The organism is Aquirufa sp. (assembly GCF_964796385.1).
On the sequence record NZ_CBAUBA010000012.1, the window covers coordinates 36,020 to 60,543 of the forward strand.

Consider the following 24,524-nt stretch of genomic DNA (forward strand, 5'->3'; position numbering starts at 1 on the left):
CTCTTTATGAATTCAATTAAAATCCAAACATTGCCCAACGGGATTACGTTGGTACATCGCCAAGTCATGCATACCGAGATCTCGCATCTTGGGATTATGCTCGATATCGGCAGTCGAGATGAGGAGAAAAACGAGGAAGGGCTAGCGCATTTCTGGGAGCATTTGGCATTCAAAGGCACAGAAAAGAAGAATAACATGCAGATTATCAACCGCTTAGAAATCATCGGCGGGGAGTTAAATGCCTATACCACGAAAGAGAAAATCTGTTTTCATGCGTCCGTACTGAGCCCTTATTTTGAGCGGGCCTTGGAGTTAGTTACGGATATCACCTTTCATTCTATTTTTCCGGCGAAGGAATTGGAGAAGGAACGTAGCGTGATTTTGGAGGAGATGTCCATGTATTTCGAAGCGCCCGAAGATGCCATTCAGGACGATTTCGATGAATTATTATTTCCAAATCATTCCCTAGGGATCAATATTTTAGGAACGCAAGAGACGGTCAATTCCTTCAAGCAATCAGATTTAAATGCCTTTATTGCTAGGAATATGGATACCAGTCGGATCGTTATTTCGTCCATCGGAAAGCATCCGCATGACAAAGTATTCAAATGGGCGGAGAAACATTTAGGTCAAATTCCGGCGCAGCGCAACCAAGTCAAGCGGGTGCAACCACCTGCGATGATCCCGCTGGAACGGATAACGAAACGCGGCTTGAATCAATCGCATGTGGCGCTGGGCCAACAGTCCTATGCGATTAAGCATCCGGATCGATTGGCGTTTTTTATGTTGATTAATTTGTTGGGCGGGCCGTCCATGAATTCCTTATTGAACGTGTCCATTCGGGAGAAAAGGGGCTTAGTGTATTCCATTGAGGCGAATTTCACGTCGTATGTAGATTCCGGATTTTGGGCAATATATTTTGGCACCGAGTCAAATCAAGTAGCCAAGTCGATTAAATTGATTCATAAAGAATTCGAAAAATTGCAAGATCGCATCTTGAGTCCAGCGCAATTGCTAAAGATTAAATCCCAACTGAAAGGCCAAATGGCGATGGCCGAAGAAAGCAACCTCAATTTCATGTTGATGATGGCCAAAAGCCTCCTAGACCGCGAAAAAATTGAGACACTCGAAGAAATATTTGAGCAAATTGATTTGGTTACGGCGGATAAAATGCAGCAGATGGCGCGCGAGATGTTGAATCCGGCGGACCTAAGTGTATTGATTTTTGAACCTTAAACGCGGTGCATCTTTACCTTCATATTCCGTTTTGCCACCAAGCATGTCATTATTGTGACTTCCATTTCTCCACGCGCCTCGCGGGAAAAGAGTCGGTGGTGCAGGCGATACAACAGGAATTAAACTTACAAAAAAACTACCTAGCGGGTGAGCCGTTGGCCACCATCTATTTTGGTGGCGGCACGCCTTCCCTACTCAATCCTTCCGAATTAAACCAAATTTTAGGGACCATTCGGGATCATTTTTCCGTGGAACCCGATGCCGAAATTACGCTAGAAGCGAATCCGGAGGATTTAACACCGGATTATTTACGGGCGATTCAGTCACTAGGAATAAACCGACTAAGCATTGGGATTCAATCGTTTCAGGATCGAAATTTGACATTTTTGAATCGGAATCATGATGTTTCACAGGCGAAAAAAGCCATTCGTGACGCCCAGTCGATTGGCCTTACGAATATTAGCATTGATTTAATTTACGGATTGCCGGAAAATTCATTGGTAGATTTGGAACAAGACATCCTTCTCGCTGTCGAAACGGGTGTCAACCACATTTCGGCGTATAGTTTGACCGTTGAACCAAAGACGGTTTTTGGCCATCAAAAGAAGCAAGGAAGCTTTCCTGAGGTATCGGACGCGCACATGGCTACGTGCTTTGAATTGACGCATGACTTGCTTGAAAAACAGGGGTTTGAGGCGTATGAAACGTCGAATTTTGCCAAAAATGGCCATTTTTCACGGCACAATACCTCGTATTGGAATCAGGAAAGTTACTTGGGTATCGGCCCGGCGGCACATAGTTTCAATCAGGGGAGTCGGCAATGGAATGTTTCTAATAACGCAACCTATGTCAAGCAAATAACGCAAGGAATTATCCCCGCAGAAATCGAAATACTAAGTCCTGCAGATCAATTGAACGAACTGATGCTAACCAAATTCCGCACCAAAGCCGGGGTTTCAATCGATCGATTGACCGAAAAATTTACGGCGGCGGGAAGTTCATTTCCGGAAAAAAAATTTAACCGTTGGGTTGAAGAAGGCCTAGTGGAGATGGTTGATGGACATATTCGATTGATTGGTGATGGGAAATTGATCGCGGATCGACTTGCGTCTGAATTATTTGTCTTAGACGTTAGACGCTAGACGTTAGACGCTAGACGTTGGACGTCAGACATTCAACTCCGGACTTATTCCCTTCGGACTTACGCATTTCTTTCGTAATTTCGCACACCCAATCCTTTGTCCATGGCTAAACGCGTAGATCTATCCAATACCCCCCGAACCAGCACGCGTGGTTCTAAGTTCAGTCGCATGAAATCAAGCGATTCACCGAAAGCGGGCTGGACATTTAAACGGGTACTGGGACGCATAGGACGCTACTTTTTGTACCTGTGGATCTCTACGATTGTGGCTGTTGTCCTCTTCAAATTTGTTCCTGTCTACTTCACCCCGACCATGGCGGCACGAAAAATTGATGCCATCCAAGCCGGTGAACCTTCCAAAATTTCGAGCCAGTGGACTCCCTATGAACAATTGGACAGAAATGCCGCATTGGCTGTGATTGCTTCGGAAGATCAATTATTTCCGGATCACCATGGATTTGATTTTGATGCGATGTGGGGAGCGGTCAACAATAATTTAAAGGGAAAGCGAATTAAGGGTGCGAGTACGATATCCCAACAAGTCGCCAAAAACGTATTCCTTTGGCAAGGCAGAAGTTATCTGCGTAAAGGTCTGGAAGCCTATTTTACATTGATGATCGAACTAATCTGGGGCAAAAAACGCATCATCGAAGTATACTTAAATATAGCGGAAACAGGGAAAATGACTTTTGGCGTTGAAGCAGCTAGTCGGAAATACTATGGCCATTCAGCCGAAGAATTAAGTACGACCGAAGCGGCAAGAATTGCAGCCTGCTTACCCAACCCAATCCGGTTTTCAGTCGCCGCTCCATCTGGCTATGTGAATAAACGCACCCAGGCGATAAAAAGACAAATGAAAGGGTTAGGTGGGAAGAAATTCCTTCGCAGCATCGACTAGGCTAATTCGGCCGAGGGATCCCAAAAATGTTGCTTGAAGTTGGTGATTTGATCATCTTGAACGCGAATTCCTTCTTCGGCCAAGAGTATTTCCATCCGATTCCCTCCAAAAAAATTCTTACCCGTTAACACACCATTTCGGTTAACCACCCGATGCGCAGGAATATCGGATAGCGTATGCGACGCATTCATGGCCCACCCCACCATGCGAGCTCCACCTTTCATACCTAAATATGCCGCAATCGCGCCATAGGATGTTACGCGACCCGATGGGATCTCGCGAACCACCTGATAAATCGCATCAAAGGCATTGATTTTATCCATTAATCCAATTTACGCTCGTCTATTTCACGCTCCAACTCCGCATACCATTTGGTACCGAATTTACGAATCAACGGATCCTTTAAGAATTTATACACAGGTACGCCCAACTCTTTTCCATGCGAGCATGCATCCGAACAAATTGTCCATCGCTCATAATTAATCGCTTGATATTCAGCTAATTTTTGGATTCGAATCGGATATAAATGGCAGGAAATTGGCTTGCGAAAATCAGTTTTACCAGCAAAATAAGCTTGCTCGATGCCACATTTCAAATAACCCTTTTGGTCATAAACGGCATACACACATTCACGACCTTTGATAATTGGCGTAGAAAAATCACCCTCCTCTTCCCGAATGTAGGTGCCTTGTTTTTCGATTTCGGCGATCCCGTCTGCCGACAAAAATGGCCGAATTTCATCTTGAATGCGATCGATGATCGCTAATTCTTCTTGCTCCAAAGGCGCGCCCAAATCCCCTTCTACGCAGCATGCACCCTTACATTTTGTTAAATCACACACAAAATACTCGTCGGCAATATCCTCGCTAATTACCGTATCGTCAATTAAAATCATATCGTTTGGGCTAAAAACCAAAGGTAAAGATAATCCGCAGGATTGCCACAAAAAGCAATAATTCCCCAAAGCATCCGTTAAATCAGTTAAAATTGATAAATTTGCACCTATGAATTTTAAGCACTTTGTCTGTTGGCTAGCGTGCAGCATCACAACCCCGATGTTTGCTTCAAACATCGTTCCTGATACCATTTCGATCGGAAATGTGCGGGTCGCAATTCATTCCTCGGCCAAACCAATTTTTGACAAAGAATTTGCCATGCTTGGGGCCAACAAGAAATATGTAGCCACTTTGGTTGAAAAAATGCGTTTATACTTTCCTGTGATCGAGCCAATCTTAGCGCAGGGAAATGTTCCAGATGATTTCAAATTTTTGTGTGTCCAAGAAAGTGCCTTAAACCCAAATGCCGTTTCTACTTCAGCAGCCGTGGGATATTGGCAATTTAAATTAGAAACTGCGAAGGATGTAGGCCTAAAAGTTAACCACGAAATAGATGAGCGCCGCCACATCCTCGAAGCGACCCGTGGGGCCGTAAATTATTTCAACCGCAATAATGGCGTATTACACAACTGGATGAGCACCTTACTCTCCTACCGCGTGGGTCTAGGCACCATCAAAAAACTACCATACACAGTAAATTGGGCAGATAAAACGGAAATAGAAGTTGACTCGTCCACCGACTGGTATGTTATCCGATTCCTAGCCTACAAACACTTTTGGGCCGAACAATTAAGCACGTTACCTAAGACAGACACGACGAGTTTAGTGACATATACGAATACACGCGGAAAAAATCTATATGATTTATCAGATGAGCTAAAGGTGAGTTACGATGATCTCAAGCGTTACAATGCGTGGATATTGAAAGATTTTGTACCAGACGATAAAGCCTATACGTTGTATCATCCGTCCAATCTGAAAACCTACCTGTCGGAGACACCGCCGCAGGATTTAGTGCTGACCGCTTCGGTAGATTCCACAAAATTATATGCCCCAAGCCGATCGAAAATCACAAAATCAAAGAACAATCAAATTTTGAGTGATCAATTTGAGGTACGAAATCACGTGGTCACCACAGGTGATAATTTAAGCTCAATTGCGACGAAATATGAGATGAAGTTGGGCGAGTTACTCAAGCTGAACGGCATCGACCAATCATCAGTCATTCAGATTGGCCAAAAAATTAAAGTCAATCGCCGCATTCCGATGCTGGAAATTATTGCGCAGAAATTAGACGAAAAAAATAAAAATGCACCTGCTGCGGAAAAAACAGTCGCACAAGCACAAGCGGTCGTTGTCGTAGAGGAAGCACGGAAAATCGAAACCATCGAGCCTAAAAAATCATTCTACATTGATCCCGCCGATTCCCGCGAAATCGTCATTAGATCAGACAAAAAAGAGGCTGAAAAAATCATTGAGCAAACACAAGTTGTCGAGAAAACTCCTGAAGTTGTCCCTGAAAAAATCAACACACAAGTAGCATTTCACGAAGTGAAAGCAGGTGAAACACTATTTCGTATTTCGAAAATCTACCAAGTTAGTGTAGATGATTTAATTCGTTGGAATAATTTGGGAAAGGTGCCTACCATTCAAGTAGGACAAAAAATCAAGGTAAAACCTTAACTCACGCGCAGCATATACAATCCGTCCCGTAAAGGCAGTAACATCTTGTCGACGCGCGGATCATCCAAGCATTTTTGATTAAAATCCTTGAGCGCTTGTGTCGACTTATCGCGTGCATTTTCATCTACTATCTTGCCACTCCACAGCACATTATCCACTAAAATAATCCCGCCAGGGCTCATTTTGTCAATAATCAAATCATAATAAAGGGCATAATTACGCTTGTCGGCATCAATAAACACCATATCAAACGGCCCGCCGATCTTCATTAACTCATCTTTGGCATCTGCAATCCGGTAATCAATTTGCTCCTTGTAGTCCGAGCGATCAAAGAATGAGCGGGTAAACGTTTCTAATTCTTCGTTGATGTCGATGGTAATCAGCCGACCCCCTGGCAACAATCCTTCCGCTAAACATAAAGCCGAATAACCAGTAAAAGTGCCTATTTCGAGGATGGTGGTAGGCCGACAAACCTTCGCGAAAAACGATAAAAACCGGCCTTGTAAGTGCCCGGAGAGCATACGCGGCTGTAAGATCATCGCATGGGTTTCGCGGTCTAACTCCTGCAGTAAAGCGGATGGCTCGCCTGAAAAGACGCGTGCATATTCCTCAATGGCAGAATCGATGAATTCCATTATTTGATACCCGTGAAAAAGAAATCTAGAGAATCGGCAGGTTTGTCACTCAAGTAATAATCATCCACTTGAATGGAATTGACTAATTGATTACTTGATTTTGAAATCGCAAGCCGACTCAAGCGATTCGCTATATCGTACGGAACCTGAAGCCACGTACGTGGTAAATTATATTGCAAGTTGAATACATCGAAACGCGTGATTTTAGCCACTGATTTCTTATTCTCCTCGTAGTAATGCATCACTTTTTCGTTGCCATGTACCCCTTCCGTAACTACTTGACTGAAATGCTTGGACATTAAACCACTTAACTCAGCCGATACATATTCCCGCGTATGCCATGGATTACGTGTCAATGAAAATAGGCGATTAACTGTGGTCAGGTATAATTTACCTCCTGGCTTTAAAACTCGCGCAGCTTCGGCAAGAAAGAAATCATCATTTTCAATGTGCTCGATTACCTGAAATGTGATCACGTAATCAAAGTGATTGGAAGGCAAATCTTGCAAAGGTGGCAAGAACATATCGATGAACGTAAAATTCGGATATTGCGCCGAAAGCGAATTCATTAACTCCGTGTTTTTGTCGACACCCGTATAAGCAGAAACTTTATCAGCCAGCACGCCTACACCCCGACCTGTCCCACAACCAATTTCCAACACATTTCCTGAAACCAATTGGCTGACATGTATATAAGGAAACAATAAGCGCTGGTGAACAGGGTTATCTGAAGGAATATCAGAGGAGGCAATTTCAGTCGTTTTATACATAGCATGCTAAATTTGAGCACAAAGGTAAAGTTTTTACCTAAGATTAGGTAATTTGGAACATGCTTTCGCTTTTCGCTTCATCGGAATCCCAAAATTTCCTCCCCCACGACGGAGCGGTATACTACTATCCCAGCTTTTTATCTATTTCGGAGGCAAACCAATTTCAACGCGTGTTGGAAGAAACGATCCCTTGGGAGTCTGATGTGGTTCATATTTTTGGTAAAACGATACCGATGCGGAGAAAAATGGCCTGGTTTGCAGATGGGCAGCGTCGCTATACCTATTCCGGCTCTGCCAAATTTGTCAATCCCTGGACGCCGGAGCTACTCGAACTCAAAAACCGTGTAGAAAAGCAGTTAAACGTCACATTTAACGGTTGTTTGTTGAATTACTACCACGATGGTGCGGATGGCATGGGCTGGCATGCGGATGACGAAAAGAGCATTGTCCCCAATTCGTGCATCGCTTCGATCAGCCTAGGTGCGACCCGGAACTTCGATTTCAAACATCGAAAAACAGGTCAAAAAGTTCGCATTCAGTTACTTCCTGGAAGTTTGTTATCCATGGAAAATGATACCCAACAGCATTGGCTTCATGCCTTGCCCAAGGCGCTAAAAATTCAGGCTCCACGGGTAAATTTGACCTTCAGACAAATGGTTTGAAAAAAAATGCCGACCTTTGCGTCACATTTCAGCCAATACCGTGTCAGAAGAAAACGAATCAAGACCCCCATTCCGAAAACCATTTAGACATTTTACAACTCCCAAAACGGAGAATAAAGAGATTGTCTTTGGTATTCAATCTGTTTTAGAAACCTTACGTTCGGGAAAAGAAATTGATCGCTTGATTGTACAACGCGAATTAGGAAATACTGAAATCCTTGATTTGGCGCATGAAAAAGGTATTCAAGTACAAAAAGTACCGGTAGAAAAATTAAATCGCATTACGCGTAAAAATCACCAAGGAGCCATTGCCTTCGTTTCGGCTATTCATTATGCGAAATTGGAAAATGTTATTGCAGACACCTTTGAAAAAGGTCAAATCCCATTAGTTTTGATTCTTGACCGCATTACGGATGTTCGAAATTTTGGAGCTATTGCACGTACAGCTGAATGTGCTGGTGTTCATGCGATTGTGATTCCTTCCAAAGGTGCAGCTCAAATCAATGCGGATGCGATGAAAACCTCTTCGGGAGCCTTAAACTTTATTCCAGTTTGCCGAGAAGACAGCTTGTTGCAAACGGTAAATTTTCTACAAAATTCTGGATTGCGCGTAGTAGCGTGTACTGAAAAGGGTGAAAGTTCCATGTATGGCGTTGACTACACTGGCCCCACCGCTATTGTACTAGGTTCGGAGGAAGATGGAATCTCAGATGAAATCATCCGTAAATCAGATGATTTGGCGGTTATTCCCCAAAGTGGACAAGTTGGATCACTGAACGTATCCGTTGCCGCTGGAGTCATCATTTACGAAACCGTTCGTCAAAGAAATCTTTAAACGCGATTTATTTGCGTCGCCGACGCTTGGGCAGTTGGCAAAATAGTCACATCCGCAATATTTACATGTGCGGGTGCCATGACCATATAGCGTATCAAATCAGCGACATCTTTTGCCACTAAAGGCTCAAATCCGGCATAAACAGCGTCAGCTTTGGCTTGATCACCCTTAAATCGTACCTGAGAAAATCCGGTATTCACCGCACCTGGTGCAATGTTTGATACTTTAATCCCATGCACATTTAAATCCTGGCGCATGCCTTGCGAAAGTGCTTCGACAGCGGCCTTCGAAGCACAATAAACATTCCCATTTGGATAAACTTGTTTGCCAGCAATCGATGAAATATTAAGAATATGCCCTGTTTTCCGTTCAATCATCTGCGGAATTACTGCGCGCGAAACATATAAAAGGCCATCTACATTCATGTGCATCATGGCGTCCCAATCGGCCACATCTCCCGATTGAATGGGACCTAATCCATGTGCATTTCCTGCATTATTTAACAAAACATCAATCGACTTCCATGCTTCCGGTAACGATGTAAAAGCGGCCTCAACTTCAGCCAATACGCTAACATCAAACGTGAGCACATAGGATTCAACAGGTAAATCAGCTTGCAACTGAAGCAAGGAATCAATTCTTCGTCCACAAAGGATTAATCGATAACCTTCATTGGCCAGCGCATGAGCCGTAGCCAAACCTATTCCTGAACTAGCACCTGTAATGCATGCAATCTTATTCATAAGCATAATTTTTTATCCCGAAGGTACATGCTTCGAGGTGATCTAAAAAATTTGAACGTAATTTGTGACATAATTTATTCCTCTCATGAACTTTTTGATCGTTGGCCTAGGCAACATCGGACCCGAATACCTATTCACACGACATAACATCGGATTTATGGCGGTCGATTATTTAGCCAAAACAAAGGAAGTCAACTTCAAGCAAGACCGATTAGGGGCAATAGCATTTTATAAGTTAAAAGGGCATACCATTTACTTACTGAAACCAAGTACCTTTATGAACTTGAGTGGGAAAGCGGTGAATTACTGGTGCCAACAACTTAAAATTGAAAAAGAGCGTTTGCTCATCTTAACAGATGACATCGCATTGCCTTTGGAGACACTGCGCTTAAAGCCTAAGGGATCGAGTGGAGGGCATAATGGTTTAAAGAGTATCGAAGAAGTATTGCAAACACAAGAATATGGGCGTTTGCGGATGGGAATTGGGTCAGATTTTGCGAAAGGCCGACAAGCAGATTTCGTATTAAGCAACTTTAATTCAGATGAAATTGACCTTATTCCGTTCATATTGATCAGATCGAATGAGATCATTGATTGTTTTTGCTTGGAAGGCATCCAACAAACAATGAACAAATACAACCAATGATTGTACTATTTAAAGAATCTTTGAATTCTTACGTAAATTTAAATTTAGAATTTTTCAAATGATTTACAATCTTAATCCAAATTTTATTTTGTTTTTGTTTTAATTATATATATAATATTCTGTTTAAGGTCAAAAAATAGAATAAAAAACAATTGTAAATTCTAAAATTGTGCTAAATCAAGTTTTGTTATATTAAAAAAATACAATAATTTTGTATCGTTGATTTAATCAATAAATATAACATTCTTATGAAGAAGCAAATTTTAATGATTGGTGTTTTAGTGGGACTAAACCTAATCGCAACAGCGGCAAAAGCAAACGGAACAACATCTAATGTAGATGTTACGACAACAGGGTTGTCTATCAAAAAAGAAACATTATCTGAAGTAATTCAGACATTGATAAAAAAAGATTATGTAGGTGCAAGTGCATCCTCAACAGCTAGCTTGACGATTTCGATTTTAGAAAATTATCAAAATAACCAGTCGGCCTACCTAAAAGCAACTAAAGCTGAACAAGCTTTGTTTAACGAAACAATTCGGTCGATTGCTAATCAAGTAGTTACAAGCGAAAAAACATCGAATTGGATTAAAGAAATCAACAAATCAGCCAAGGCAATCAATACGATTTGGGCTGTTTTAGAAGCTGAACCGAAGATTGATTCAGATTTAAATATTATTTCTGAACAAAATCAAGATTTAGTAGTTGTGTTTCAAAAATAGATTTTAAGTAGTTTTCATAGTTAAATAGGTTTAGAGGTATTTGAAAAAGATGTTGTTTTTAACGACATCTTTTTTTTTTATTTTTTGCACTAAACTCATATTTTTTAAATAAAACAGCTATATTCGTATAAATTTTCATAGTTAAATAGGTTTAGAGGTTAAGCAAATAAGGCCAGAAGTTTCTTCTAGCCTTATTTTTATTTTACGCAAGTCACAGATTAACTGATATTTGCCCCATTCCATACCGATTTACTAGGCGTAACAAAAGCCAAACTACCATCAGCATCCTCTGCCATCAAAATCATTCCTTCACTTTCTTGACCCATAATTTTACGTGGAGCTAAATTTGCCAAGAAAGTCACTTGCTTACCAATAATCACATCCGGTTCAAAATACTCCGCGATTCCACTTAAAATGGTGCGGTCTTTGAGGCCATCGTTGACGGTCAACTTTAATAATTTTTTACTTTTCTCAACCTTTTCAGCTGCGGTGATTTGACCGATACGCATATCCATCTTCGCAAATGAGTCAAAATCGATCGTTTCTTTCACGGGAGCCACTTGTTTGCTCGCTAATTCCATGTGTGCTTTGCTTGCTTTTAATTTGTCTACTTGTGCTTGAATGACATCATCCTCTAGTTTCTCGAACAACAAACCTGGATTTGCTAGTTTTTGACCCGAAGGAATCAATTCGAAATCTCCGATTGCTGACCAGTCGGCATCTGCTAACCCAAGGGCTGTCCGCAGGCGAGCTGCCGTAAACGGAATAAACGGCTCAAGCGCTAAGGAGGCATGCGCCACGAGTTGTACCGCATAATTCAAAACGGTCCCGGCTTTGGTACGATCTTCCTTAATGATTTTCCATGGCTCCGCATCGGCTAAGTATTTATTGCCTATACGCGCAATTTCCATCGCATACACTAAAGCATCCCGGAATTTATAGGTAGCTAAGGTCTGATCTAATTTAGCTGGAATCTCAGCTAAAGCTGAAATAACATCGGCTTCCAAACCTGTTCCTAATACTTTTTCAGGCACAATGCCGTCAAAATTCTTATCGATCAGCACAAAAGCGCGATTAACAAAATTGCCCAAAATGGCAACTAGCTCTGAATTATTTTTCGTTTGAAAGTCTGACCACGTAAAATCAGCATCCTTAGTTTCCGGACTTGATGCCGTCAACGCGTAACGCAAGACATCTTGTTTACCTGGAAACTCCCGAAGATATTCGTGCAACCATACCGCCCAATTGCGTGAAGTGGAAATCTTATCCCCCTCCAAGTTCATAAACTCATTCGCCGGAACTTGATCCGCCAATTGATACCCGCCATGCGCCATGCACATCGCCGGAAATATCAAACAATGAAATACAATGTTATCCTTACCAATGAAATGAACGATCCTACTATCCTCGGCTTTCCACCACTTCTCCCAATCAGGTGTCAGTTGGCTCGTCATCGACACATAGCCAATAGGCGCATCAAACCAAACATACAACACTTTTCCCTCCGTATCCGGCAAAGGAATAGGTACACCCCAGCTCAAATCGCGCGTCATAGCTCGTGGACGCAAGCCATCTTGTAACCAAGATTTTACCTGTCCACTTACATTTGATTTCCACTCGGGATGGGAATTAACATATTTTTCTAACTCGCCTTGCCATTGATCTAAAGGCAAAAACCAGTTTTTAGTCTCCTTTAAAATCGGCGAAGCACCACTCAACGTAGATTTTGGATTAATCAATTCCGTGGGCGACAATGCTGAACCACATTTTTCACATTGATCTCCATAAGCACCAGGTTGGTGACATTTCGGACAATCTCCCGTTATATATCGATCAGCCAAAAACTGATCCGCCGCCACATCATAATACTGCTCTGTTACTTCCTCAATGAACTTTCCATCTTGGTAAAGCTTCAAGAAAAAATCCTGAGACATTTTATGGTGTGCCGGATCGGACGTCCGACCATAAATATCAAATGAAATACCAAATTCCTCAAAAGAAGCCTTGATTTCCTTGTAAAAATAATCAACAACTTGTTGGGGCGTTTTACCCTCTTTTTGCGCCTTGATCGTAATCGGCACCCCATGCTCATCTGTCCCTGAGACAAAAATGACATCCTGTTTCTTCAACCGCAAGTACCGAACATAGATGTCTGCAGGCAAATAACAACCTGCCAAATGACCAATATGAATGGGGCCATTGGCATAAATCAAGGCCGCAGTGACCGTAGTACGCGCAAAATCCGACATAATTCCTAGTAAAATGAAATGTAAAAATAAGTAAAAATACCTAATGAAAATTTAGAAAGACCACTTGCATCTTCAAAATTATAAGTGTACATTTACACACAATTTAATTCAAAAGAGAAAAATACATGTTAATTATTTCAATCAAAGAGAACGAGTCAATTGATAAAGCACTTAAGCGCTTCAAGAAAAAGTTTGAAAAAACGGGTGTAGTTAAAGAATTACGTAGAAGATCCGCTTTTGAAAAACCGTCTATTTCTCGTCGTAAAGAAATGATTCGTGCTTCATACAAGCAAATCACATACGGTAACGTAAACAACTAGTTTACCAATTTCCGAGAAATTGACTACTTTCGAGATATGAATCTGGAAGTAGTCAATTTTTTTTTGGTCCATCTGACCGTTGAGCGCCGACTAAGCAAACACACTACTAGCGCATATTCCACTGATTTACTTCAATTTTGCGCGTTTTTGGCGTCCGAGTACCCTGAAATTTCCTTGACTAATGTTCGTGCTGCAAACGTACGTGCTTGGCTTGCATCTTTGGCAGAGGACGATATTCAAAATCGATCCATTAATCGAAAATTAGCATCCTTACGCACGTTGTTTAAATTCATGCTACGTAGAGGCGACATTCACGAAAATCCTATGTCGGCAGTTCGCATGGTCAAAACCCGCAAAAGCCTCCCCCATTTCGTTCGTGAATCGGAAATAGCACCCCTATTAGAAATAAGTCGAGAACCTGCTTCATCCTTTACCGAGGCCCGTGACGAGCTCATTCTATTTTTGCTTTATGGTACAGGCATGCGCTTGGCTGAATTAATCGAGCTAAGAAATAATCAAATCAATTTAACGGCTAAGACCTTGCGCGTTATTGGGAAACGAAATAAAGAGCGGATCATTCCTATTCCGGAAATGCTCGTACTTTTCATCCGCCAATACAACGAACTGAATACCTTTTCGAGTGAATATTTGATACTCACTGATAAAGGAGAGCAGGCCTACCCAATGTTTATTCAACGAACAATTAAAAAACAATTAGGCGAAATTAGTACGTCAGAAAAACTATCGCCACATATCCTACGGCATAGTTATGCAACCCATTTGCTAAATCGGGGTGCTGATTTAAACGCAATCAAAGAACTTCTGGGGCACGCGAATCTCGCTGCGACGCAGGTATACACACACAATTCCATGGAAAAACTAAAAGAGATCTACAAGCAAGCCCACCCGAAAGCCTAACGAATCATGGGGCCTTGTTGGTTTATTTCTGACACATATTCCTCTGTACCAATTCCTACCTGATGGAAACCAGCCGCCATAGCTGCCGCTACGCGCTCCGCCGTTTCCTTCCCTTTGGACAAAGCAAACAAAGATGGCCCTGAGCCTGATATAGAACAACCTAACGCACCTGCTTCTAAAGCTGCGGCTTTGACTACATTGAACTGAGGGATTAATATGGCACGAGCGGGTTCGATGATCACATCGACTAAAGACCGACCGATCAACTGATAATCAGGCAGCAACAAACCAGCCACTAATCCAGCCACATTCCCCATCTGTGTAATGGTTTTATGTAGCGTGATTTCGCGTTCCAAAATACTCCGCGCATCTTTGGTATTCACTTCAATTTGCGGGTGCACGATACTTGCATATAAATCGGAAGGCGTTGGGATTTGAATAATGTCTAGCGGATCATAGCTCCGAATAATCACAAATCCACCTAATAAACTGGGACCTACATTATCTGCATGCGCGGAACCACACGCCACGCGTTCGCCTTCCATGGCGAATGGAAGCAATTCTTTTTGGCTTAATGGCTTACCCATTAGTTCATTCGCGGCAAAAACGCCCGCTACAGCAGACGCCGCCGAGGACCCCAAGCCAGAACCCAATGGCATGTCCTTATGAAGTGATAATTCAAACCCTTGATCAGGCTGGCCAATAAACTCCAAATACTTCATGATTGCAATTCCAGCCGTATTTTTTAAAACCTCTTTGGGAAGTCGGCCATCATCACCTGTAATTTCGTTAATGCGAATCCCGGGGATTGCCGACTTCGTCAATACGACCTCATCTCCTGGATGATTAACGGCAAAACCGAAGATATCAAATCCACAAGCTACATTGGCTACCGTTGCCGGGGCATAAACGCGTATAGTTTCCATATTAAGACAAATAGCTACCGATGGATACAATATCAGCAAAAACACCGGATGCTGTCACTTCAGCACCAGCACCAGGACCCTTAATGACTAATGGTCGGTCGTGGTAACGCTTCGTCGTAAATGCAATTACATTATCTGCTCCATCCATTTGATAGAAAGGATGGTCTGAACCCACCGCGCGAAGCCCGATCGTGATTTTCTGATTTTCTAATTTGGCGATGTAACGTAAAACTTTGCTTTCAGCATGTGCTGAATCAACCAAGTTCTCAAAATAAGCATTGGCTTTGTCTAACTCCTCAAAAAATGCATCAACAGTTGGCGCCTCTTCACATGTCGCAGGTATAATTTTCTCAATCGTAATATCAGAAAACTCAAGTTTCATTCCAATTTCCCTACTCAAAATCAAAATTTTACGCGCCACATCCATTCCACTCAAATCTTCACGTGGATCTGGTTCTGTATATCCTTTGGCTTTCGCCTCATGCAAAACAGCAGCAAAAGATTTTCCTGGGACAAATTGATTAAACAAAAAGGACAGCGTCCCAGACAGAATTCCTTCAATTTTTTCAAAACGATCCCCAGAAGCGATCAAACCTTGTATGGTATTAATTACAGGCAAGCCAGCTCCCACATTCGTTTCATACATAAACTTCACTCCTTTTTTCAAGGCCGTTTGATGCAAAGCTGCATACTGATCGTATGGACCAGAATTCGCCACTTTGTTAGGTGTCACGACGGACACGTTCGCCTCAAACAATCCTAAGAAATAAGGATGTATTTCCTTACTAGCTGTACAATCCGCAAAAATAGAATTAGGTAAATTCAAGGACTTTATCTGCTCCACAAAATTCGATAATGAATTTGATTCACCCGATGAATCTAATATTGCTAAAGCATCCGTCATGGAAATACCTGCTTTATCTATGAATTGTTTGCGGGAATTTGCGATGCCCACTAACTTAATGCGTAAGCCTTTGAATTTTTCTAAATAGCGCTCCTGACCAATTAGTTGGTTCAATAATGTTTTCCCAATTAAACCCGTTCCTACTAAGTATAAGTGTAAGGTTTTGATTTGAGAGAAAAAGAACGTCTCGTGTATGACATTCAAGGCCTTAGATAAGTCTTTTTTCTCAATCACAACAGAAATATTCAGCTCAGAAGAGCCTTGCGCTGTGGCCACAATATTGATACCATTTTTCCCTAAAACAGAAAACAATCGCCCGCTCACACCCGTATGCTTGCGCATCCCCTCTCCCACAATGGCTATAACCGAAAGCTCAAGTTGGATATCAAAACCTTCAATATCTCCAGACTCAATTTCCTGTGCAAATTCTTTTGCCAGGATTTTATCTACCTTGGTGGCCACTTTCGGGTCAATCGCGAAACATATAGAATGCTCTGAAGAAGCCTGAGAAATCAATACAACAGAGATTTTCTCTTTTGCCAAAACAGTAAATAATTTGGCAGATACCCCTGCTACACCGATCATCCCAGATCCTTGAACATTGACTAAAGCCAATTCGTCAATGGAACTGATTCCCGTTATAATATAGGGACTTGAGGTTGTATCCCTTGAAATAACGGTTCCTGAAAATTGGCGATTAAATGTATTCAACACACGAATCGGAATATTTTTTGCAAAAGCTGGTTGTAAGGATGGCGGGTAAATTACCTTGGCGCCAAAATGCGTCAACTCCATCGCCTCCGCATATGATATCGAGGGAATGGTAAAAGCAGCCCCCACTTTGCGAGGATCCGCCGTCATCATACCATCTACATCTGTCCAGATTTCAATTTCTTGGACGTCCAAAGAAGCACCTAAGATAGATGCCGTATAATCTGAACCTCCCCTTCCTAACGTAGTCGTTTCTCCTTGCTCATTTGTGGCAATAAAGCCTGTAATTAAGGCTATTTCCGTGTCATACCCCTTAAAAAACTCCTGAATTAAGCCACGTGTCTTTTCAAAATTTACTTCTGCCTTTCCAAATTGCCCATTGGTTTTAATCAATGATCGTGCATCCACATAAACGACGGGAAGACCGCGTTGTGTTAAGATGGCTGCAATTAAGGCAGTTGACAGACGCTCTCCAAAACTCACTAATAAATCAGATGTCTTTGGCGAAATCTCTTTTATCAGACCAATGCCCTTCAATACATCGCGTAATTCGTTAACTAATGTGCGAATCTGCGCAATAACTTGTGATTGGCCCGTAACTGGAATAAAATGCTTAATGATTTCAAAATGCCGCTCCTCAAGTTGTTCAATTAAGGTATTATTGGTCTTTTGCTTGCCTGCTGCAGCAACACCAGCCTCAAGTAAGGCATTGGTCACACCACGCATGGCAGAAAAAACAACGGCAAATTTGGATTTTAACTGATGATTGGCTTCGATAATCGCCAAAACAGACTCGATACTTTCAACGCTCCCACAACTGGTCCCACCGAATTTTAAGATTTTTTCCATTAGAAAAGAAAAATATTTGATCCTTAGCTCTACAAACAGCTAAGTAAAGTCTGCAAATATACTAGTTTAGGCGGTATTTCCCTTAAGAAGTTGAAGACCTTTCCGATAATTTCCTGATATCTTAGAAATAATTCAATCGATCTCATCATCGCTAATTCTAATGTGAACAGCTAGGCAAATTCCTTTTTCCCAAGAATTCGAATAGCCGCCACGATGAACACGTAGACGGCTATTGATTTGAGGGCAATGATTCCAAAGCCACTCATAGTTTCTATTTTTTCTTTTCTGCAGCCATAACCATCGATAAGTTATTTTTAGCTGCCAAATCATATACATCCGTTAAATCTTGAACAGAACGCGATTTGTCAATAGATATAATCAATGAATTCGCTTTCTTCGTTTTCAAAATTTCCTTCAATTGCGCATCTACTTGATCAAGTACAAGAGGCTGTGCATTACCGTCAATAAAAAAGTTATTATTAGCATCCACCGAAACCCGAATCGACTCAACCACCGGCGGGGTTACCTTCGTCGAATCCGCTTTCGGCAACAAAAGACGAATAGCATCTGGCGAAGCTAAGGTCGATATCATCAGGAAAAACATTAAAAGGAAAAACAAAATATCAGCCAAGGCGCCTGTTTCTACCTCCGATGCTTCTCTTTCGCGCTTTCTAAAATTCATAAGTAAATTATTTTTTATTCGCTGGCTTGTGCAACAAGTCAATAAAGTCCATCGCCACAATCTCCATCTTATTAATCGAACGATCAATCATCGTAGTTAAAAGCGTATACATGACATATGCGATAATACCTACAATCAAACCAGAAGCGGAAGTAACCATTTTCTCATAAATTCCAGAAGCAATGGTCGAAATTTCAATTTTATTGGACGTTGAAATATTATGAAACGTACGAATCATACCCGTTACCGTACCCAAAAATCCAAACATCGGTGCAATACGTGCAATCGAACTTAAAATACCTAAGTTCTTTTCCATATTGTAAATTTCTAGCTTAGCCTTGTTCTCAATCGCACCTTCAATTTCCCGAATCGGAGAGCCCAAACGACCTAAACCACGCTCCAATAAATTAGCAATCGGAAATTTAGAATTCTTACAATACGTAACAGCTCCTTGGATATTCCCTGCCAATAATAATTCATTAATGTTATGGAGAAAATTCTCGTCAATCCGAGACGTCTTGCGGATATACAAATAACGCTCAATAAACAAAAACAGCGCTACGGTGAATAAGAACAAAATAGGATACATCACGTATCCCCCTTTTTCCAATAAACTTAGTACTGTAAATTCTTCGACTTGCAAAATTAAATTCAATAGAGAAGACATATAGCTTTGTTGAAAATTTTAATGATAAATAATTAACTTAAAGTTGGTCAATATTATTGTACTTTTCAAAATATAATCCCCTTTTTTATCGCCTCGTCCCGCTGACTATACCAAAACCCTTCCTTCAAACTATTCGTTGACATCCACATGTCCTGAATATCAAACTGGGTCAATATACGGTCCACCAACAAATTAGCATAGGGGAAAATACCTGCACGAAACTCACGCATACCCGGAAAATGTGTCCGCTCTCCAGGTTCCATACGTTCAATCGCTCCTTTAACTTGATAAAAACACGGTATATCTAGTTCATACGCTTGCTTTTTTACAGTTCCACCACCATTCAACGCTTGTTCTATATCCCACATTGTTTCAAAAGCACCAGCCGCACCAATAAGCACGTTGGGTAAATGACCACAAGCTTCAAATAATGGCTGCAAATTTCGATCTATATATGCAATGCAATCCTCTTTAATACGCAAATCGAAAAAATCTGTATGATTAAACAAGGACCTCAACTTTAATCCTCCTAACTCTAAACTCGTTTTGAAATGCACCTCAGCTCCTTGAAACAAAATAAATTCCACACTTCCACCTCCAATATCCATTAATAAGGTAGGCCGTTCCCAGGGTTGTGGCAACGACTGAAAAACACCCTCAAAAATCAACTCCGCCTCCCGCAATCCGGAAATCAATTCAACATGAATTCCCAATGACCGTTGCCATTCCATCATTACATCCACCCCATTGGAAGCATTTCGTAAAATACTCGTCGCCAAAGCCGTTATTTCGTTGACTTCACAACCATGCAATGCCGCTATCTCAACAAATCCCGCTAATACAACTTGAGCACGATGCAAGGCATCTGCTTGTATTACCCCCCCCTCCATTGCTCCTTTACCCAATTGTACCGGACGTTGTAAATTAACTAGTACCTCCAAAGGTGCGTGTAGGTCCATACTTGAGCCTACCAATAACTGAAAGGTATTCGTCCCTAAATCAATTACTGCGCGCGTGTAAGCCATTTTTAAAAAATTTTGAACAAATTTAGAGCTAAAGCGCGTTTATTCTTGATAAATAAATAATAAATTAGAAGTAATTTCGCTTCCAACCACTTATCAGGCCTTTATGCTAAATCCAGAATACGACGATGACAGAGAAGATATACAATCTTCCCTGAAAAGGTTTGAGAAAATGCTCGCGCAAGAAGAGAATTCATTCTTCGATTTGGATACGTTAGAGCAGATTGCCGACCACTATTTTATTCAATCGCGTTTTGAAGAAGGACTCAAAGCATGTGATCTAGGTCTGTTACATTTCCCCTACACCTTGGAACTTATTGTTCTAAAAGCACAAATTTTGGGCGAACTAGAACGAACAGAGGAAGCAATGGAGTTAATCGAAAATTCCATCCTACTGTTTCCCACAGATACGGATCTTAAATTAGTCAAAGGTTCCTTATTGAGTCTGTTGAAACAACATGAAGCGGCGATAGAGCAATTCCTCAACGTGATTGAGTCAACAGAGGAAAAAGATGAGGTGTACTTTCGCATTGGTTTATGTTACCTCAATTGGCCTAAGCCACGTGAAGCAGTCGATATGTTCAAAAAAGCATTGGAACATAATCCGGAAAATGAAGGCGCCCTAGTAGAACTCGCTAACGCACTAGATGAAATCGGAAAAATCGAAGAGAGTATTCCTTTTTATAAACAATTCATCGACAATGACCCATTCTCTTTCACAGCATGGTACAATTTAGGCATTGCATATTCCAAGTTAAAACAGTACGAAAAAGCAATCAATGCCTATGAATATTCGTTGGCCATCGAACCTACCTTTGGCTCTTCACTATTCAACTTAGGTAATACATTCATGAATTTAAATGAATATGCCAAAGCTGAGGAAGCCTACCGTCTTTGTTTACAACACGATGACCCGAATCCCGAATTGTATTGTTGCCTTGGAGCCAGCTTAGAACGTCAAAAACAATTCGATGAGGCACTAACCTTTTATAAGGAATCTGTCAAAATTGACCCGCTTTGGGATGAAGGATATTATGGACTTGCTGTATGCTTGACGGAATTGGACAAGTGGTTTGAATCGCTACACTTCTTGAAAAAAGCAATCAAACTGAATGAGATCAATCCTTTGTATTGGACAGGCTTAGCCGATGTAGAAGCTTACCTTGGAAACACAATTTCCGCAGACGAAGCCTATCAAAAATCACTCGAATTAGACTCCTTTTTTGCGCCAACGTGGGTAAAATGGGCACAGTTGCACTATGATTTGGAGGATTTTGAGAAATCGGCCGATATCATGCTTTCAGCCATCGATGAACTGCCTGAAGAGGCTGAATTATACTACCGATCGGCCATTTTTCTAATTAAAGCAGGCCAATTCAAGGAAGCTTTCCACTTTCTAGAAACAGGTTTAGTCCTAGATTACGACAAACACGTGCTAATTTTTGATTATTTCCCAAATCTGGAAACACAAAAAGCTATTTTCAAGTTAATCCAACAATACAAAAAATAAAACCCTTCCGAACAGGAAATTAACCACTCATCCAAATCGCTTTCGATATACGAAATGCTTTGGTAAATTCGCTTCTTATTCAAATTTAACAAAATGAAAAAATTGTTTTACACGGGTCTTGCGATCCTACTACTTCAAAGTGCCGCATTTGCGCAACAAAAAGCGAAATCGCTACCTATACCTGAAAAAGTGACTTCTGCTGAAGGAATCACAGAATACAAATTGGCCAACGGCCTTAAGGTATTGTTGTTTCCAGATCCTTCCAAGCAAACCATTACAGTAAACATCACGTATTTAGTGGGTTCGCGCCACGAAGGCTACGGTGAAACGGGAATGTCTCACTTATTAGAACACATGGTGTTCAAGGGCACAAAAGAAAAACACAAAGAAGTTGCCAAAGAAATCTCTGATCATGGAGCTCAATTTAATGGTACAACCTGGTTAGATCGAACCAATTATTTCGAAACTTTTGCATCAACAGACGAAAATCTAGATTGGGCATTGGATATGGAGGCTGACCGTATGATCAATTCACGTATTTCAAAAAGTGAATTGGAAACGGAAATGACTGTAGTTCGTAACGAATTTGAAAGTGGCGAAAATGATCCGGGAAGTGTCTTGATGGAACGTGTTGTTTCAACAGCTTTCTTATGGCATAACTACGGTAACTCGACGATTGGTGCTCGTTCTGATATAGAAAAAGTGCCTATCGAGAACTTGCAGGCCTATTACCGTAAGTATTACCAACCAGACAATGCGGTCTTATTAGTGGCGGGTAAATTTGACCCGGTAAAAACATTGAAATTAATCAATGAGAAATTTGGGGTAATTCCGCGTCCAGAGCGTGTATTAACACAAACATTTACGGCAGAACCTACGCAAGATGGCGAGCGTGAAGTGACTTTACGCCGTGTGGGAGATGTCCAACAAGTGGGAATGGCTTATCATATTCCATCCGGATTACATCCTGACTTTATTGCTTGCGATGTTTTAGTTGACCTACTAACAGATGCTCCATCAGGTCGTTTGTACAAAGCGTTAATTGACACGAAGAAAGCGTCCAGCCAATCTGGTTTTACGTTTCAGTTAAAAGAACCAGGCTTAGTGTATTTCGGTGCTGAGGTTTTAAAAAGCAAATCAGTCGATTCAGTCAAAAACATCATGATTGAGACAATAGAGCAGTTTGCTAAAAAAGCACCTACGCAAGAAGAAGTTGACCGTATCAAAACAAAAGGCATTAAGAATATTGAGTTATTGTTAAATAATGCACAACGTGTGGGCGTAGGTCTATCTGAGTATATTGCTCAAGGAGATTGGAGATTATTATTCCATACACGTAATCAATTAGAAAAAGTTACCGTTGCTGATGTTCAACGCGTTGCAGCAAAATACTTTAAATCAGCGAATCGTACTTCGGGTATTTTCTACCCAACTGAGAAACCAGAACGTGCTGAAATTCCAGAAGCGAAAGATGTTGCTGAAATACTAAAAGACTTCAAAGGAAAAGCTGCTGTTGCAGAAGGAGAAGCTTTTGATCCATCACCAAGTAACATTGATGCGCGGACTAAAAATGAGAAAATAGCAGGTATTTCATTGGCTTTATTGCCAAAGAAAACACGTGGAAACTCAGTATATGCACGCATGACGCTACGTTTTGGAGATGAAAAATCATTATTGGGAACTTCAACTGCCGCTGATTTAGCTTCGGATATGTTGACAAAAGGAACAGCAAAACACACACGCCAGCAATTCCAAGATGAATTGGATAAGCTAAAGGCGCGTGTTTCAATTTCAGGCATGGCTTACCAAGCGAATGTTTCAATCGAGACAACACGTGAGAATTTAATTCCAGCCATGAAATTAGTAGCTGAGGCATTAAAACAACCTGTTTTCCCTGCTGATGAATTCGAAAAGTTAAAGCAAGAAAATTTAACGCAAATCGAAGCGCAGAAAAGTGATCCGCAAGCAAAAGCATCCGAAGTGTTAGGACAATGGAGATCAGGACATTATGCGAAAAATGATGTGCGTTACCAACCTACCATGGCAGAACAAACAGAGCGTTATTCTAATGCGAAGCTAGAAGATGCTATTGCTTTCTATAAAGGTTTCTATGGTGCCTCAAATGCTACCTTATCGGTTGTAGGCGATTTTGATGAAGCTGCTATAAAGGCACTAATAAAAACCGAATTTGCAGATTGGAAATCACCTAAGCCGTACACGCGTATTCAAGATAAATTCAAAGATGGCAATGGTCAGGTTAAATCAATTGAAACACCAGACAAAGCAAATGCATTTTTCTTAGCGTATCAGCCATTGAAGATGTCTGATTCGGACCCTAACTATGCAGCAATGGAATTAAGTAATTACATGCTGGGTGGTGGAAGTGGTTTGAGCTCTCGTTTGATGAACCGAATACGCCAAAAAGATGGTTTATCTTATGGTGTAGGTTCTCAGTTTGTAGCGAGTCCACTAGACCAATCAGGTGCATTCATCGGTTATGCAATTTATGCGCCTGAAAATGTAGCCAAATTAGAAGCTGCATTTAAAGAAGAAATTGAGAAAGCGCTGAAAGAAGGATTTTCTCAGAAGGAAATCGATGAAGCGAAGAAATCATGGTTACAATCGAAGCAAGTTACGCGCTCGCAAGACAATGCTTTAGTGGGAACGTTGAACTCGAATATTTACCTAAATAGAAACATGAAATGGTCTGAAGACTTAGAAAATAAAGTTAAAAACTTAACTTCAGAGCAAATCACAGAGGCTATTCGTAAGACGATTGACTTAACAAAAATGTCATTCATCAAAGCTGGTGACTATGAAGGTGCTACTAAGAAAATGGCAGAAAAAGCAAAGAACACACCGTCTGAATCAGGTGCTGTAGGCGGAGCACCGAAGCCATAAAACAAGAAGAGCCGTTCATTGAACGGCTCTTCTACTTAAAAAAAGGAGCTTTAGGGCT

The 24,524-nt window shown here is 41.2% G+C and carries 23 protein-coding genes; 12 read left to right on the forward strand and 11 right to left on the reverse strand.

Translation table 11 applies throughout. From position 1 onward, the window contains the following. The first annotated feature begins 6 nt into the window (after positions 1-6). The 3 genes from AC1W6K_RS05550 (at position 7) to mtgA (ending at position 3,275) form a co-directional block, all read left to right on the forward strand. Positions 7-1,236 carry a M16 family metallopeptidase gene (locus AC1W6K_RS05550; RefSeq protein WP_481946749.1) on the forward strand — a complete coding sequence of 410 codons (1,230 nt, stop codon included), beginning with the start codon at positions 7-9 and terminating at the stop codon, positions 1,234-1,236. A gap of 5 nt (positions 1,237-1,241) precedes the next feature. Beyond that, complete coding sequence (gene hemW, locus AC1W6K_RS05555; RefSeq protein ID WP_481719822.1) at positions 1,242-2,378, forward strand: radical SAM family heme chaperone HemW; 1,137 nt, start codon at positions 1,242-1,244, stop codon at positions 2,376-2,378. Between the two features lie 102 nt (positions 2,379-2,480). Next, a complete protein-coding gene (gene mtgA, locus AC1W6K_RS05560; RefSeq protein ID WP_481946750.1) occupies positions 2,481-3,275 on the forward strand; it encodes a monofunctional biosynthetic peptidoglycan transglycosylase in 795 nt (264 codons plus the stop codon). Here the strand turns inward: mtgA and AC1W6K_RS05565 are convergent. Together AC1W6K_RS05565 and AC1W6K_RS05570 are read right to left on the reverse strand one after the other, a co-directional pair. Continuing rightward, on the reverse strand, positions 3,272-3,598 hold the full coding sequence (locus AC1W6K_RS05565) for an MGMT family protein (protein WP_481719826.1): 327 nt from the start codon (positions 3,596-3,598) through the stop codon (positions 3,272-3,274). The genes mtgA and AC1W6K_RS05565 overlap by 4 nt on opposite strands. Then, positions 3,598-4,170: a DUF3109 family protein gene (locus AC1W6K_RS05570; RefSeq protein WP_481719828.1), complete on the reverse strand. Its 573-nt coding sequence runs from the start codon at positions 4,168-4,170 to the stop codon at positions 3,598-3,600. Before AC1W6K_RS05570 ends, AC1W6K_RS05565 begins: the two co-directional genes overlap by 1 nt. Positions 4,171-4,279: 109 nt before the next feature. Between AC1W6K_RS05570 and AC1W6K_RS05575 the strand changes: the two genes are divergently transcribed. Continuing rightward, positions 4,280-5,794, forward strand: a complete 1,515-nt coding sequence (locus AC1W6K_RS05575; RefSeq protein WP_481946751.1) for a LysM peptidoglycan-binding domain-containing protein — start codon at positions 4,280-4,282, stop codon at positions 5,792-5,794. Here AC1W6K_RS05575 and AC1W6K_RS05580 read toward each other — a convergent pair. Both AC1W6K_RS05580 and AC1W6K_RS05585 read right to left on the reverse strand, forming a co-directional pair. Continuing rightward, positions 5,791-6,429 carry an O-methyltransferase gene (locus AC1W6K_RS05580; protein ID WP_481719832.1) on the reverse strand — a complete coding sequence of 213 codons (639 nt, stop codon included), beginning with the start codon at positions 6,427-6,429 and terminating at the stop codon, positions 5,791-5,793. The genes AC1W6K_RS05575 and AC1W6K_RS05580 overlap by 4 nt on opposite strands. Beyond that, on the reverse strand, positions 6,429-7,199 hold the full coding sequence (locus AC1W6K_RS05585; RefSeq protein WP_481719834.1) for a class I SAM-dependent methyltransferase: 771 nt from the start codon (positions 7,197-7,199) through the stop codon (positions 6,429-6,431). The genes AC1W6K_RS05580 and AC1W6K_RS05585 overlap by 1 nt, the downstream gene beginning before the upstream one ends. A gap of 59 nt (positions 7,200-7,258) precedes the next feature. On the opposite strand from AC1W6K_RS05585, the gene AC1W6K_RS05590 reads away from it, so the two are divergent. Together AC1W6K_RS05590 and rlmB are read left to right on the forward strand one after the other, a co-directional pair. Continuing rightward, the gene (locus AC1W6K_RS05590; RefSeq protein ID WP_481719836.1) at positions 7,259-7,861 is read left to right on the forward strand and encodes an alpha-ketoglutarate-dependent dioxygenase AlkB family protein; all 603 of its coding nucleotides are present in this window, start codon (positions 7,259-7,261) and stop codon (positions 7,859-7,861) included. 16 nt (positions 7,862-7,877) lie between these two features. Then, complete coding sequence (gene rlmB, locus AC1W6K_RS05595) at positions 7,878-8,696, forward strand: 23S rRNA (guanosine(2251)-2'-O)-methyltransferase RlmB (protein ID WP_481719838.1); 819 nt, start codon at positions 7,878-7,880, stop codon at positions 8,694-8,696. Here the strand turns inward: rlmB and AC1W6K_RS05600 are convergent. Continuing rightward, positions 8,693-9,439, reverse strand: a complete 747-nt coding sequence (locus AC1W6K_RS05600) for an SDR family NAD(P)-dependent oxidoreductase (protein ID WP_481719840.1) — start codon at positions 9,437-9,439, stop codon at positions 8,693-8,695. The genes rlmB and AC1W6K_RS05600 overlap by 4 nt on opposite strands. Positions 9,440-9,524: 85 nt before the next feature. Between AC1W6K_RS05600 and pth the strand changes: the two genes are divergently transcribed. Continuing rightward, entirely contained in the window at positions 9,525-10,085 is a 561-nt protein-coding gene (gene pth, locus AC1W6K_RS05605) for an aminoacyl-tRNA hydrolase (protein ID WP_481719842.1), read from the forward strand. A gap of 248 nt (positions 10,086-10,333) precedes the next feature. Beyond that, the gene (locus AC1W6K_RS05610) at positions 10,334-10,807 is read left to right on the forward strand and encodes a hypothetical protein (RefSeq protein WP_481946752.1); all 474 of its coding nucleotides are present in this window, start codon (positions 10,334-10,336) and stop codon (positions 10,805-10,807) included. 218 nt (positions 10,808-11,025) lie between these two features. Here the strand turns inward: AC1W6K_RS05610 and metG are convergent, their stop codons facing one another. Next, on the reverse strand, positions 11,026-13,056 hold the full coding sequence (metG, locus tag AC1W6K_RS05615) for a methionine--tRNA ligase (protein ID WP_481946753.1): 2,031 nt from the start codon (positions 13,054-13,056) through the stop codon (positions 11,026-11,028). Between the two features lie 125 nt (positions 13,057-13,181). On the opposite strand from metG, the gene rpsU reads away from it, so the two are divergent. Continuing rightward, positions 13,182-13,376, forward strand: a complete 195-nt coding sequence (gene rpsU / locus AC1W6K_RS05620; protein WP_481719848.1) for a 30S ribosomal protein S21 — start codon at positions 13,182-13,184, stop codon at positions 13,374-13,376. A 36-nt stretch (positions 13,377-13,412) separates the two neighbouring features. Then, positions 13,413-14,294, forward strand: a complete 882-nt coding sequence (locus tag AC1W6K_RS05625; protein ID WP_481719850.1) for a tyrosine-type recombinase/integrase — start codon at positions 13,413-13,415, stop codon at positions 14,292-14,294. On the opposite strand, the gene AC1W6K_RS05630 is transcribed toward AC1W6K_RS05625, so the two are convergent. The 5 genes from AC1W6K_RS05630 to AC1W6K_RS05650 form a co-directional block, all read right to left on the reverse strand. Then, on the reverse strand, positions 14,291-15,220 hold the full coding sequence (locus tag AC1W6K_RS05630) for a homoserine kinase (protein ID WP_481946754.1): 930 nt from the start codon (positions 15,218-15,220) through the stop codon (positions 14,291-14,293). The two genes, AC1W6K_RS05625 and AC1W6K_RS05630, sit on opposite strands and share 4 nt — an antisense overlap. A 1-nt stretch (position 15,221) precedes the next feature. Next, on the reverse strand, positions 15,222-17,684 hold the full coding sequence (thrA, locus tag AC1W6K_RS05635) for a bifunctional aspartate kinase/homoserine dehydrogenase I (RefSeq protein ID WP_481946755.1): 2,463 nt from the start codon (positions 17,682-17,684) through the stop codon (positions 15,222-15,224). A gap of 271 nt (positions 17,685-17,955) precedes the next feature. Continuing rightward, entirely contained in the window at positions 17,956-18,366 is a 411-nt protein-coding gene (locus AC1W6K_RS05640) for an ExbD/TolR family protein (protein WP_481719856.1), read from the reverse strand. Positions 18,367-18,373: 7 nt separating this feature from the next. Next, a complete protein-coding gene (locus tag AC1W6K_RS05645; protein ID WP_481719858.1) occupies positions 18,374-19,033 on the reverse strand; it encodes a MotA/TolQ/ExbB proton channel family protein in 660 nt (219 codons plus the stop codon). A 65-nt stretch (positions 19,034-19,098) separates the two neighbouring features. Next, positions 19,099-20,058 (reverse strand): Ppx/GppA phosphatase family protein, encoded by a 960-nt coding sequence (locus AC1W6K_RS05650; RefSeq protein WP_481946756.1) that lies wholly within the window; start codon positions 20,056-20,058, stop codon positions 19,099-19,101. Positions 20,059-20,161: 103 nt separating this feature from the next. On the opposite strand from AC1W6K_RS05650, the gene AC1W6K_RS05655 reads away from it, so the two are divergent. Both AC1W6K_RS05655 and AC1W6K_RS05660 read left to right on the forward strand, forming a co-directional pair. Next, positions 20,162-21,565 (forward strand): tetratricopeptide repeat protein, encoded by a 1,404-nt coding sequence (locus AC1W6K_RS05655; RefSeq protein WP_481946757.1) that lies wholly within the window; start codon positions 20,162-20,164, stop codon positions 21,563-21,565. A 93-nt stretch (positions 21,566-21,658) separates the two neighbouring features. Next, on the forward strand, positions 21,659-24,466 hold the full coding sequence (locus AC1W6K_RS05660; protein ID WP_481946758.1) for a M16 family metallopeptidase: 2,808 nt from the start codon (positions 21,659-21,661) through the stop codon (positions 24,464-24,466). Positions 24,467-24,524: the final 58 nt, after the last annotated feature.

Excerpts from the sequence above, each read along its gene's own strand:
- AC1W6K_RS05550 (WP_481946749.1), top strand. The coding sequence starts at position 7 with ATGAATTCAATTAAAATCCAAACATTGCCCAACGGGATTACGTTGGTA.
- mtgA (WP_481946750.1), top strand. The coding sequence starts at position 2,481 with ATGGCTAAACGCGTAGATCTATCCAATACCCCCCGAACCAGCACGCGT.
- AC1W6K_RS05565 (WP_481719826.1), bottom strand. The coding sequence starts at position 3,598 with ATGGATAAAATCAATGCCTTTGATGCGATTTATCAGGTGGTTCGCGAG.
- AC1W6K_RS05570 (WP_481719828.1), bottom strand. The coding sequence starts at position 4,170 with ATGATTTTAATTGACGATACGGTAATTAGCGAGGATATTGCCGACGAG.
- AC1W6K_RS05575 (WP_481946751.1), top strand. The coding sequence starts at position 4,280 with ATGAATTTTAAGCACTTTGTCTGTTGGCTAGCGTGCAGCATCACAACC.
- AC1W6K_RS05580 (WP_481719832.1), bottom strand. The coding sequence starts at position 6,429 with ATGGAATTCATCGATTCTGCCATTGAGGAATATGCACGCGTCTTTTCA.
- AC1W6K_RS05585 (WP_481719834.1), bottom strand. The coding sequence starts at position 7,199 with ATGTATAAAACGACTGAAATTGCCTCCTCTGATATTCCTTCAGATAAC.
- AC1W6K_RS05590 (WP_481719836.1), top strand. The coding sequence starts at position 7,259 with ATGCTTTCGCTTTTCGCTTCATCGGAATCCCAAAATTTCCTCCCCCAC.
- AC1W6K_RS05600 (WP_481719840.1), bottom strand. The coding sequence starts at position 9,439 with ATGAATAAGATTGCATGCATTACAGGTGCTAGTTCAGGAATAGGTTTG.
- pth (WP_481719842.1), top strand. The coding sequence starts at position 9,525 with ATGAACTTTTTGATCGTTGGCCTAGGCAACATCGGACCCGAATACCTA.
- AC1W6K_RS05610 (WP_481946752.1), top strand. The coding sequence starts at position 10,334 with ATGAAGAAGCAAATTTTAATGATTGGTGTTTTAGTGGGACTAAACCTA.
- metG (WP_481946753.1), bottom strand. The coding sequence starts at position 13,056 with ATGTCGGATTTTGCGCGTACTACGGTCACTGCGGCCTTGATTTATGCC.
- rpsU (WP_481719848.1), top strand. The coding sequence starts at position 13,182 with ATGTTAATTATTTCAATCAAAGAGAACGAGTCAATTGATAAAGCACTT.
- AC1W6K_RS05625 (WP_481719850.1), top strand. The coding sequence starts at position 13,413 with ATGAATCTGGAAGTAGTCAATTTTTTTTTGGTCCATCTGACCGTTGAG.
- AC1W6K_RS05630 (WP_481946754.1), bottom strand. The coding sequence starts at position 15,220 with ATGGAAACTATACGCGTTTATGCCCCGGCAACGGTAGCCAATGTAGCT.
- thrA (WP_481946755.1), bottom strand. The coding sequence starts at position 17,684 with ATGGAAAAAATCTTAAAATTCGGTGGGACCAGTTGTGGGAGCGTTGAA.
- AC1W6K_RS05640 (WP_481719856.1), bottom strand. The coding sequence starts at position 18,366 with ATGAATTTTAGAAAGCGCGAAAGAGAAGCATCGGAGGTAGAAACAGGC.
- AC1W6K_RS05645 (WP_481719858.1), bottom strand. The coding sequence starts at position 19,033 with ATGTCTTCTCTATTGAATTTAATTTTGCAAGTCGAAGAATTTACAGTA.
- AC1W6K_RS05650 (WP_481946756.1), bottom strand. The coding sequence starts at position 20,058 with ATGGCTTACACGCGCGCAGTAATTGATTTAGGGACGAATACCTTTCAG.
- AC1W6K_RS05655 (WP_481946757.1), top strand. The coding sequence starts at position 20,162 with ATGCTAAATCCAGAATACGACGATGACAGAGAAGATATACAATCTTCC.
- AC1W6K_RS05660 (WP_481946758.1), top strand. The coding sequence starts at position 21,659 with ATGAAAAAATTGTTTTACACGGGTCTTGCGATCCTACTACTTCAAAGT.